Origin of the sequence: Actinotalea sp. (genome assembly GCF_041597215.1) — a bacterium.
Classification (GTDB): Bacteria; Actinomycetota; Actinomycetes; order Actinomycetales; family Cellulomonadaceae; genus Actinotalea.
Genome location: NZ_JBFHHB010000116.1, coordinates 1 through 9,847, shown reverse-complemented (window position 1 = coordinate 9,847; position 9,847 = coordinate 1). Strand labels below are relative to the sequence as shown.

Sequence of the window (9,847 nt, the reverse complement as noted above, 5' to 3'; positions counted from 1 at the left end):
GTCGTCCGGGGCCCCGGTCTCCACGACGGCGGCGCGGTCCCCCGGGTACTCGTCCATCACGCGACGCAGCGCCCGGTAGACCTCGTGCACCCCCGAGTCCTCGCCCTTGGGGATCACCGGGGAGCCGTCGGGGGTGTCGGGGAAGGCGGGATCCTTGATCAGGGCGTCGGAGACGTCGATCCGGAACCCGTCGACTCCCCGGTCGAGCCAGGTGCGGACCACGCGCTCGAGCTCGGCGAGCACGGCAGGGTGCTGCCAGTTGAGGTCGGGCTGCTCGGGGGCGAAGAGGTGGTAGTACCAGGGGCCGGGGGTGCCGTCCGGCTCGGTGATCCGCGTCCAGGACGGGCCGCCGAAGACGCTGCGCCAGTTCGAGGGCGGTTCGTCGCCGCCCTGCCCTCGGCCGGGCCGCAGGTGGAACAGCTCCCGCTCGGGTGCTCCGGGCCCGCCCTCGATCGCGGCCCGGAACCAGGGGTGCCGGTCCGAGACGTGGTTCGGCACGAGGTCGACCAGCACGCGCAGGCCGTGCGCGTGGGCGGCCGCGATCACCGCTGTCACGTCCTCCACCGTGCCGAAGTCCGTGTCGACCCCCGTGTGGTCGACGATGTCGTAACCTCCGTCCACCCCGCCCGAGGGGTAGAACGGGCACAACCACAGCGCGTCGACGCCGAGCTCGGCGAGGTACCCCAGACGGGAGGCGATCCCCCGCAGGTCACCGTTCCCGTCACCGTCCGCGTCCTGGAAGGACCGTGGGTACACCTGGTAGACGACGGCCTCGCGCCACCAGGCAGGTGCGTCGACAGGAGGGGGGTCCTGCACCGGTCGGGTCACCCCACGAGCCTAGGAGGGCCGGGCTCCTCCGCTGAGCGCCCGGCCGTCGACCGGCGCGCGCCGAGGCACCCTGGCCCGTCGGCCCGGCTGCTAGCGTCCGCGGCATGAGCGGTGCGAACGGTCCGGAGGCCCAGGGGCGCTGCTTCGGTGACGGCGACGACCTCTACGCGGAGTACCACGACACGGAGTGGGGCAGGCCCGTGCGCGGGGAGCGCGAGCTGTACGAGCGCTTCAGTCTCGAGGCCTTCCAGTCGGGGCTGTCCTGGCTGACGATCCTGCGCAAGCGGCCGGCGTTCCGCTCCGCGTTCGCCGACTTCGACCCGGAGATCGTCGCCCGGTTCGACGAGGTCGACGTCGCTCGCCTGCTCGCCGACGCGGGGATCGTGCGCAACCGGGCCAAGATCGACGCCACCATCTCGAACGCCCGCGCCGTCCTCGGGCTCTGGGCGGCGGACCGGACCCTGACGGACCTCGTCTGGTCGCACGCGCCGGCCGAGCGCGTGCGCACCCCGCGCGCGGCGACCTTCGGCGAGGTGCCCGCGACCACCCCCGAGTCCGCTGCTCTCGCCAAGGAGCTCAAGGGCGCCGGGTTCCGTTTCGTCGGTCCGACCACGGCCTATGCGGCCATGCAGGCCTGCGGACTGGTCGACGACCACCTCGAGGGCTGCCCGGTCCTGCGCTCACCGCGCGGACCGGCGATTCCTCAGTAGGCTGAGGAATCCCGAGACCGAAGGAGCCCGTCGATGAGCGCCATCGCCGCCACCCCGCACCGCGACCTCGCCGGGCGGTACCGCTCGCTGCGGCGCTACAACCTGGTCGCCGCGGTGTTCCACGCCGCGCAGGCCGCTGCCGTCCTGGCCCTCGCGAACGCCTTCACCCTGCCGATCACCGGCACCTACCTGATCGGCCCGCCCGGGAGCCCGGGGGAGACCGTCACGATCCTCGACGTACGCGTCGGGCTCGCGGTTGCCGGGTTCCTGGCCCTGTCGGCCCTCTTCCACGTCCTCGTCTCCGCACCCGGGACGTTCGAGCGGTACACCGGGGGCCTCGACCGTCGGATCAACGTGTTCCGCTGGGTCGAGTACTCGCTGTCCAGCTCGCTGATGATCGTGCTGATCGCGATGATCACCGGGATCGGCGACGTGGCCGCCCTGCTCGCGCTGTTCGGCGTGAACGCCTCGATGATCCTGTTCGGCTGGCTCCAGGAGACGTACCACCAGCCGGGCGACGGCGGCTGGCTGCCGTTCGTCTTCGGCTGCCTCGCGGGAGTGGTGCCGTGGCTCGCCGTCCTCGTCTACGTCATCGCACCCGGGTCGACCAGCGGCGCCGAGCCGCCGGCGTTCGTCTACGGGATCATCGTGTCCCTGTTCCTGTTCTTCAACGTCTTCGCCCTGGTCCAGTGGGCGCAGTACAAGCAGGTGGGGAAATACCGGGACTACCTCGTCGGCGAGCGCACGTACATCACACTCAGCCTGGTGGCGAAGTCAGCCCTCGCCTGGCAGGTGTTCGGCGGGACGCTCGCGGGGTAGCGGGCAGCAGCGTTCAGCGAGCGGCGTCCGCGAGTCGAGCGAGCTCGTGCACGATCGCCACGTCGCCGTCGAGCCAGTCCATGCCGTGCCAGTCCGGCCGGTCCAGCCAGCGCAGCTCGTCGTGCTCGACCAGCGGGGCAGGGTCACCCTCGATCACCACGGCCGTCCACAGGCGAAGGACATGTCGCTCCGTGATGGGCCAGCCCGTACCGCGGGGCGCACGCACCTCCGTGCCGAGGGCCACCCGCACGCCGAGCTCCTCCCGGACCTCGCGGTGCACGGCCTCGTGCGGGGTCTCCCCCGGGTCGACCTTCCCGCCGGGGAACTCCCAGCGCCCGGCCAGGTGCTCGGGGCGGCTGCGTCGCGCGGCGAGCAACCGCGAGGGGCGGTCGAGGTCGTCGAGGATCGCGACCGCGACCACGAGGACGGGCGTCGGGATCATCCGTCCAGTCTCCCGCACCGCGACCGCCCGGGAACGACGCACCCCGGGGCCGACGATGCGGCACCCGGGGTGCATGGTCCCGTGCCGACCGGACCCTCCCCGGTCGACGCGGACGGGTTCAGCGCAGGCCGTACTGGCGGGCGCGGGCCACCGCGTCGGCGCGGGTCGAGACCCCGAGCTTGCGGTAGACGCTGCGCACCTGCGACTTCACGGTGTTGCGCGTGACGAAGAGGCGGGTCGCGATCTCCTCGAGCGTGGTCTCCTCGTCCAGGTTGGACAGGATCACGCGCTCACGCCGGGTCAGCGAGCTGCGCTGGGACGGGACCATCCGCAGGTCGAACGTCTCGACGGCCATGGGGACCTCCAGGTTCAGCGGTGCCGGGGGGACACCGTCTTCGGGTACACCTGGAGAGAGCGGGACGGCGTGCGGCTATGACGCGGTTTTCACCCGAACCTTCGTCCGCGTGTCCCTTGACCTCGCGGCGAGGATGCCGCGAGGCGCAGGGCGGAGACCATCACCGCAGGTCAGAAGCCTGGATCGAGCCCCGGGTCGGAGCGGCGACGACACCGCCCGGCGTCCACATGCTGGGATCAGCCCGCGAGGGCCGCGTACTGCTCGGCGTCGAGCAGCCCCTCGGCCGACTCCACGGAGACCTTGAGCAACCATCCCTCGCCGTACGGGTCGGAGTTCACCAGGGCCGGGTCCGCGACCGCCGCGTCGTTGACCTCCACGACCGTCCCGGTCACCGGGGCGAAGAGCTCCGAGACGGACTTGGTCGACTCGATCTCCCCGCAGACCGCTCCTGCGGTGATCGTCGAGCCCACCTCGGGCAGCTCGAGGAAGACGATGTCGCCGAGGGCGTCCGTCGCCACGGCCGTCACGCCGATCGTCGCGGGGTCACCGGCACGGACCCACTCGTGCTCGGCCGTGTACTGGAGGTCGGTGGGGATGCTCATGCGTTCTCCTCGAGGAGGCCGGTCGGCCGGCGGTGGACGGATCGCGGACAGCGGGTGGAAGGCGCGGCCATCCGGCTCAGCCCTGGGGACGACGGTAGAACGGAAGGGCCACGACCCGCACGGGTTCGACCCGCCCACGGACGTCGACACCCAGCTCGGTTCCCGGCTCGGCCACGTCGGGGGTGACGTAGGCCATCGCGACCGGGTGGCCGAGCGTCGGCGACGGCGCCCCGGAGGTGACCTCGCCCACGACGCTCCCGTCCCCACCGACGACCAGGTGCCCGGGGCGGCCCGCACGGCGGGACAGCCCCTCCAGTCCGACGAGGGTCCGGGTGGCGGTGGCCTCGGAGCGGGCGGCGAGCGCGGCACGGCCGACGAAGTCGAGCACGGCGCCCGCCTCGTCGACCTTGTCGAGCCGGACCACTCGACCCAGGCCGGCGTCGTACGGGGTCGTCGTCGTGTCGAGCTCATGGCCGTACAAGGGCATCCCTGCCTCGAGCCGCAGGCTGTCGCGCGCAGCCAGGCCGGCCGGGACGAGCCCGAACGGCTCTCCCGCGCCCAGCAGCGCCCGCCAGAGGGCGACGGTGTGCTCCGCGTCGACGAAGAGCTCGAATCCGTCCTCACCGGTGTACCCGGTCCGCGCGGCGAGCACCTCGACGCCGTCGAAGGTCACCGGCAGGCAGGAGTAGTACCTCATCGCCGCGAGCTCGTCCGCACCGGTCAGCCCCGGCGTCGCGCCGAGGACCTCCAGGGCGCGCGGACCCTGGACCGCGACCAGGGCCGTCCGCAGCGAGGCGTCGTCGACCTGGACGTCGAAGCCGGCGGCCCGCTCGCGCAGGGCCGCCACGACGACGTCGTGGTTCGCGGCGTTGGCGACCACGAGGAAGGCGGTCTCGCCGAGCCGGTAGACGATGAGGTCGTCCAGCACCCCGCCGTCCGGAGCGCAGATCATCGTGTAGCGCGCCCCGTGCAGGCGGAGCGCCCCGAGGTTGCCCACGAGGGCCGTGTCCAGGAGCCGTGCCGCATCCGGACCGCTCACCCCGATCTCACCCATGTGCGAGAGGTCGAAGAGACCGGCAGCCGTGCGGACGGCCGTGTGCTCGGCGAGGTCGGAGGTGTAGCGCAGCGGCATGTCCCAGCCGGCGAAGGGCGTCAGGCTCGCACCGAGGGCCACGTGCTCGGTGTGCAGCGGGGAGGCGATCACGTCGGTCATACGTACTCCTCGATCGGCGGGCACGCGCACACGAGGGTGCGGTCTCCTGCAGCCTGGTCGATCCGGCGCACCGGCGGCCAGTACTTGTCGACCCGCAGGGCCGGGACCGGGAAGGCGGCCAGCTCGCGGCTGTAGGGGCGGTCCCAGCCGTCCGCGACCACGCTGCCCGCCGTGTGCGGGGCGTTGCGCAGCGGGGAGTCGGCGAGCGCCCAGGTCCCGGCCTCGACCTCGGCGATCTCCGCGCGGATGGCGATCATGGCCTCGACGAAGCGGTCGAGCTCTGCGAGGTCCTCGCTCTCGGTCGGTTCGACCATGAGCGTGCCCGCCACGGGGAAGGAGAGCGTCGGGGCGTGGAAGCCGTAGTCGATGAGGCGCTTGGCCACGTCCTCCGCCGTCACCCCCGTCGCCATGGTCAGCGGCCGGAGGTCGAGGATGCACTCGTGGGCGACGCGCCCACCGGGCCCGGTGTAGAGCACCGGGAAGTGCTCGGTGAGTCGCGTGGCGAGGTAGTTGGCCGAGAGGATCGCGAGCTCGGTCGCCCGGCGCAGGCCCGCCCCGCCCATGAGGGCGACATAGGCCCAGGAGATCGGCAGGATCCCGGCCGATCCGTGCGCGGCACCGGACACGGGCGGGAGCGAGGGCGACCCCTGGGCACCGGGGGTCGGGTCGCCCGGCAGGAACGGCACGAGGTGCTCCGCGACGGCGACCGGCCCGACTCCCGGGCCCCCGCCGCCGTGCGGGATGCAGAAGGTCTTGTGCAGGTTGAGGTGCGAGACGTCACCGCCGAACGCCCCGGGCCGGGCGAGACCGACCAGCGCGTTGAGGTTGGCCCCGTCGATGTAGACCTGGCCACCGGCCGCGTGCACCGCGGCGCACACCTCGCGGACCTCCCCCTCGAAGACCCCGTGCGTCGAGGGGTAGGTGATCATGATCGCCGCGACCCTCCTGGCGTTCGCCTCGAGCTTGGCGTGCAGGTCGCCCCGGTCGATCGTTCCGTCCGGGGCCGTGGCGACCACGACCACGCGCATCCCGGCGAGCGCGGCCGACGCCGCGTTGGTGCCGTGGGCCGACGCCGGGATCAGGCACAGGTCCCGGTCCTCGTCCCCCCGCGAGCGGTGGTAGGCGCGGATGGCCAGCAGACCGGCGAGCTCCCCCTGGGAGCCGGCGTTGGGCTGCACGCTCGCCCGCGCATAGCCCGTGATCGCCGCGAGCCAGCGCTCGAGGGTCTCGACGAGCTCGGCGTACCCCGCGGTCTGGTCGGCCGGGGCGTAGGGGTGCACGTCGGCGAAGCCGGGCCAGGAGATGGGCTCCATCTCGACCGCCGCGTTGAGCTTCATCGTGCAGGAGCCGAGCGGGATCATCGTGCGGTCCAGCGCCAGGTCGCGGTCGGCGAGCCGGCGCAGGTAGCGCAGCAACGCCGTCTCGGAGCGGTAGCGGTGGAAGGTCGGGTGCTCGAGGATCGGGCTCGTGCGGAGCAGGGTCTCGGGCAGGGCATCGGGCAGAGCGAGCCGCACGGCTGCCTCGGAGGTGACCGCCCGGCCGCCGAAGGCCTCGAGCGCCCGCGCGACGTCCTCCGCCGTCGTCGTCTCGTCGCAGGTGAGCCCGACGCGGTCCTCGTCGACGAGGCGCAGGTTGATCCCCGCCTCCGCCGCGGCGGCCACCACCTGGGCGGCACCGCCGGGGACCTCGGCGACGACGGTGTCGAAGAACTGCTCGTGCATCACCGGGACCCCGCGCGCCGCGAGCCCGGCGCGGACCTGCACCGCACGGGAGTGCACCCGCTCCGCGATCCGACGCAGTCCGTCCGGCCCGTGGTGCACCGCGTACATCGCTGCCACCACGGCGAGCAGGGCCTGCGCTGTGCAGATGTTGCTCGTCGCCTTCTCGCGGCGGATGTGCTGCTCGCGGGTCTGCAGGGCCAGCCGGTAGGCGGTCGCGCCGTCGGCGTCGACGCTCACCCCGACCAGGCGCCCGGGCAGCTGGCGCTCCAGGCCCGAGCGCACCGCGATGTACGCGGCGTGCGGACCGCCGAAGAACAGCGGCACCCCGAAGCGCTGCGCCGAACCGATCGCGATGTCCGCGCCGATCTCGCCGGGAGGGGTGAGCATGGTCAGGGAGAGCAGGTCCGCTGCGACAGCGACGAGGGCACCCCGGGCATGCGCCGCCTCGACGAGAGGCGCGGCGTCGATCACGAGTCCGTTCACCCCCGGCTGCTGGAGCACGACGCCCACGAGCTCGACGCCCGGGTCCAGCACGGGAAGGCCGTCGGCGAGGTCCGCGACCACCAGCGGAAGGCCGATCGCCTCCGCACGTCCCTGCACGACGGCGAGGGTCTGGGGCAGGCAGCGCGCGTCGACGACGACGGCGCCCCCCTCCTTGCCCTTGACGGCGCGCCGCATGAGCAGGACGGCCTCGGTGACCGCCGTGGCCTCGTCGAGCAGGCTGGCGCCCGCGACCGGCAGCCCGGTGAGGTCCTCGATCATGGTCTGGAAGACGAGCATCGCCTCGAGCCGGCCCTGGCTGATCTCCGGCTGGTACGGCGTGTAGGCCGTGTACCAGGCGGGGTTCTCCAGGACGTTGCGGCGGATCACCGGCGGGGTGATCGTGCCGTGGTAGCCCAGTCCGATCATCGAGGTGAGCACCCGGTTGCGGCCGGCGATCTCGCGCAGCGCCGCCAGCACCTCGGACTCGCTACGAGCGGCGGGCAGGTCGAGGTCGCCGACCATCCGGATCGACGCCGGGACGGCCTCGTCGATCAGGGCGTCCAGCGAGGGCGAACCGATCGCGTCGAGCATCCGGGCGGTGTCCTGCGGGCGGGGCCCGACGTGGCGGTCGACGAAACCGTCGGCTGCGGGGACGAGCTGGCTCATGGGTGGCTCCGTGGTCCGGACCGGCGTGCACCGGTCGTCGAGGGCCTCCCCGCTCTGTCCTCCGGGGCAGGTGCCCCGACCTGAGAGTTTGGCCGGGCGCGGCCCACGCGAGCGGGTCGAGCCCGACGTGCACCGTCGGTGGGCCACCCGGGGGTGGCCGCTTTCCAGAGTTGCCTCACCACGGCGGTACGGGGGCCTGAGAGTTTCCCGGGGAGGGTTGCTCCTTCGGCGCCCCGGGTGTCACCGGGGCTCTCCCGTCGCGGTTCGAGCGGCGTGTTCGGTTGTGCGGCGGCGCGGACCGCCCGCAGGGAGCATACGGCGCACGGAACCCGGCGACGAGACCCGCACCACCGGATGGACGGGCTCACAGCGCCAGGACGACCGTCGCCGTCGCCACGGCACCGCGCTCGCGCGCCGCGGCGACCACCCCCGACACCCCGGCGAGGCTGCCCTCCACCAGGACCGTCCCGCCCGTCCCCGGCAGGACGGCGCCCCGCGTCACCCGGACGTCGGGGCCGAGCGCCCGGTCCACGGCGTCGACCACCGCTGCGTCGGGCACATGGACGATCGCCGCGGCGAGCACGGCCGGATCGTCCGCGCGGCGCACCTGTGCGGCCGAGACGACGGCCAGCCGGCTCACGGTGCGCATGAGGAGCGCCTGGCGGCGCGTGGTGGTCGTGAAGGTCACGGCGATCGTGCCGACGGCGCCGTCGACGGCTCCGGTGGACAGCGACTCGAAGCTCACCCCTCTGCTCGAGAAGACGCCGGTCAGCGCCGTGAGCGTGCCGGGCCGGTCCTCGCCCCGCACGAGCGCGACCCAGCCGACGGGGCCGTCGATGGCCTCGGTCAGCTCCTCGGCCGCCGGCCGGTCCCGCGGGTCGACGGCGCTCATGCGCGGCCCGCCCGGTCGAGGCCCCACGGAGCGAGGCTCGCGTCGATCCGAGCCGCGCAGGAGTGCAGCCTGCGCGCCTCGTCCGGCGCCGGTTCGTCCAACAGCACGCGCGTCCACCCCTCCGGGCCGAGCACCACGGGGACGCCGAGGACCCCGCGCAGGGGCTCCCCAGCGACGCTGACCTCCGCGTCGAGCGCCACCTGCCCCGCGACGACGATCTCCCTGCCGTCGAGCAGGGTGTCCACCAGGTCGACGGTCGCCCCGGCCGTGCCCGCCGCGGTCTTGGCTCCGCTCGTGTGCGTGAGCCACGGTCGCACGATCGAGCGCAGGTCGGCCGGCCAGGTGTCGACGAGGTCGTAAGCGGCGCCGATCTCCATGCTGAGCAGGACGCCCTGCGCCTGGGTGATCTCCTCCTCGAAGCTGTCGAGGCTCCTGCCGCGCCGCAGGCCCGCGACGGCAGCCTCCCGTTCGGCGACGTCGAGCCCGCTGACGCGCACGGTCGACCACAGCGGCACCAGGTCCGCTCCGTGCTGACCCGCGACGAACCCGCCGATGCGATGCCTGCGCAGCCCGAGGGAGGAGGCGATCTCGCGCCGGAACCTCAGGGTGTCCAGCCAGGCGCCCATCCCGATCACCCGGTGCCGGCCCAGCGCCTGCGCCATCACCGCGACGCCGAGCTCGACGGGGTTCGAGACCACGACGACGACCTCGTGCCCGGAACCGTTCTCCGCGAGGGCCTGCGCGTACGCGGCGAAGACCGCGTGGTTGTCAGCGGCGAGGGCCCCGCGGTCCGTGGTGCCGCCTGCCACGGCCGGCGCGGTGCGCCCCGCGGCGAGCACGACGACATCGGCGACGACCTCCGCCGGGTCGAGCGCGACGTCGATGAGCGGGGCGTGCTCGTCATAGGCGTCGACCAGGTCCGCACGCAGACCGTGCGTCGCCCGCCCCGAACGGCCGTCGGGGCGCCCGACGAGCTGCAGACGCGAGGAGGAGGGCAGCACCCTGCGCTCGATCAGCTGGGTGCAGACCTGCCGGCCCACGTCCCCGGTGGCGCCGAGCACCGCGATGTCCATCCGCCGAGCCTAGGCCGCGCAGATGTCGACGCTGTTGCCGGGC

The 9,847-nt window shown here is 73.5% G+C and carries 10 protein-coding genes and 1 riboswitch; of the genes, 2 read left to right on the top strand and 8 right to left on the bottom strand.

Annotated elements, in window-relative coordinates:
- Positions 1-828 (bottom strand): alpha-amylase family glycosyl hydrolase (locus ABWK99_RS09590; RefSeq protein WP_372594474.1); only part of this gene is annotated, 828 nt, incomplete at its 3' end.
- 104 nt (positions 829-932) lie between these two features.
- Here ABWK99_RS09590 and ABWK99_RS09585 point away from each other — a divergent pair.
- Together ABWK99_RS09585 and heR are read left to right on the top strand one after the other, a co-directional pair.
- Entirely contained in the window at positions 933-1,538 is a 606-nt protein-coding gene (locus ABWK99_RS09585) for a DNA-3-methyladenine glycosylase I (protein ID WP_372594473.1), read from the top strand.
- 33 nt (positions 1,539-1,571) lie between these two features.
- Positions 1,572-2,357 carry a heliorhodopsin HeR gene (gene heR, locus ABWK99_RS09580; RefSeq protein ID WP_372594472.1) on the top strand — a complete coding sequence of 262 codons (786 nt, stop codon included), beginning with the start codon at positions 1,572-1,574 and terminating at the stop codon, positions 2,355-2,357.
- A 13-nt stretch (positions 2,358-2,370) separates the two neighbouring features.
- Here heR and ABWK99_RS09575 read toward each other — a convergent pair whose 3' ends face one another.
- From ABWK99_RS09575 to ABWK99_RS09545, 7 genes are all read right to left on the bottom strand, one after another.
- Entirely contained in the window at positions 2,371-2,799 is a 429-nt protein-coding gene (locus ABWK99_RS09575; RefSeq protein WP_372594471.1) for a (deoxy)nucleoside triphosphate pyrophosphohydrolase, read from the bottom strand.
- Positions 2,800-2,917: 118 nt separating this feature from the next.
- Complete coding sequence (locus ABWK99_RS09570) at positions 2,918-3,154, bottom strand: LuxR C-terminal-related transcriptional regulator (protein WP_372594470.1); 237 nt, start codon at positions 3,152-3,154, stop codon at positions 2,918-2,920.
- 236 nt (positions 3,155-3,390) lie between these two features.
- A complete protein-coding gene (gene gcvH, locus ABWK99_RS09565) occupies positions 3,391-3,756 on the bottom strand; it encodes a glycine cleavage system protein GcvH (protein ID WP_372594469.1) in 366 nt (121 codons plus the stop codon).
- Positions 3,757-3,832: 76 nt separating this feature from the next.
- Positions 3,833-4,969 (bottom strand): glycine cleavage system aminomethyltransferase GcvT, encoded by a 1,137-nt coding sequence (gene gcvT, locus ABWK99_RS09560; RefSeq protein WP_372594468.1) that lies wholly within the window; start codon positions 4,967-4,969, stop codon positions 3,833-3,835.
- Positions 4,966-7,839 (bottom strand): aminomethyl-transferring glycine dehydrogenase, encoded by a 2,874-nt coding sequence (gcvP, locus tag ABWK99_RS09555; RefSeq protein ID WP_372594467.1) that lies wholly within the window; start codon positions 7,837-7,839, stop codon positions 4,966-4,968. The genes gcvT and gcvP overlap by 4 nt, the downstream gene beginning before the upstream one ends.
- A gap of 174 nt (positions 7,840-8,013) precedes the next feature.
- A riboswitch (glycine riboswitch) is annotated at positions 8,014-8,106 on the bottom strand.
- A 97-nt stretch (positions 8,107-8,203) separates the two neighbouring features.
- Complete coding sequence (locus ABWK99_RS09550) at positions 8,204-8,731, bottom strand: ACT domain-containing protein (RefSeq protein ID WP_372594466.1); 528 nt, start codon at positions 8,729-8,731, stop codon at positions 8,204-8,206.
- Positions 8,728-9,804: a lactate dehydrogenase gene (locus ABWK99_RS09545; RefSeq protein ID WP_372594465.1), complete on the bottom strand. Its 1,077-nt coding sequence runs from the start codon at positions 9,802-9,804 to the stop codon at positions 8,728-8,730. The genes ABWK99_RS09550 and ABWK99_RS09545 overlap by 4 nt, the downstream gene beginning before the upstream one ends.
- Positions 9,805-9,847: the final 43 nt, after the last annotated feature.

What these genes read in the sequence shown, in the direction of transcription:
- ABWK99_RS09585 (WP_372594473.1), top strand. Translation starts at nt 933, where the DNA reads ATGAGCGGTGCGAACGGTCCGGAGGCCCAGGGGCGCTGCTTCGGTGAC.
- heR (WP_372594472.1), top strand. Translation starts at nt 1,572, where the DNA reads ATGAGCGCCATCGCCGCCACCCCGCACCGCGACCTCGCCGGGCGGTAC.
- ABWK99_RS09545 (WP_372594465.1), bottom strand. Translation starts at nt 9,804, where the DNA reads ATGGACATCGCGGTGCTCGGCGCCACCGGGGACGTGGGCCGGCAGGTC.
- gcvH (WP_372594469.1), bottom strand. Translation starts at nt 3,756, where the DNA reads ATGAGCATCCCCACCGACCTCCAGTACACGGCCGAGCACGAGTGGGTC.
- ABWK99_RS09570 (WP_372594470.1), bottom strand. Translation starts at nt 3,154, where the DNA reads ATGGCCGTCGAGACGTTCGACCTGCGGATGGTCCCGTCCCAGCGCAGC.
- ABWK99_RS09575 (WP_372594471.1), bottom strand. Translation starts at nt 2,799, where the DNA reads ATGATCCCGACGCCCGTCCTCGTGGTCGCGGTCGCGATCCTCGACGAC.
- gcvT (WP_372594468.1), bottom strand. Translation starts at nt 4,969, where the DNA reads ATGACCGACGTGATCGCCTCCCCGCTGCACACCGAGCACGTGGCCCTC.
- gcvP (WP_372594467.1), bottom strand. Translation starts at nt 7,839, where the DNA reads ATGAGCCAGCTCGTCCCCGCAGCCGACGGTTTCGTCGACCGCCACGTC.
- ABWK99_RS09550 (WP_372594466.1), bottom strand. Translation starts at nt 8,731, where the DNA reads ATGAGCGCCGTCGACCCGCGGGACCGGCCGGCGGCCGAGGAGCTGACC.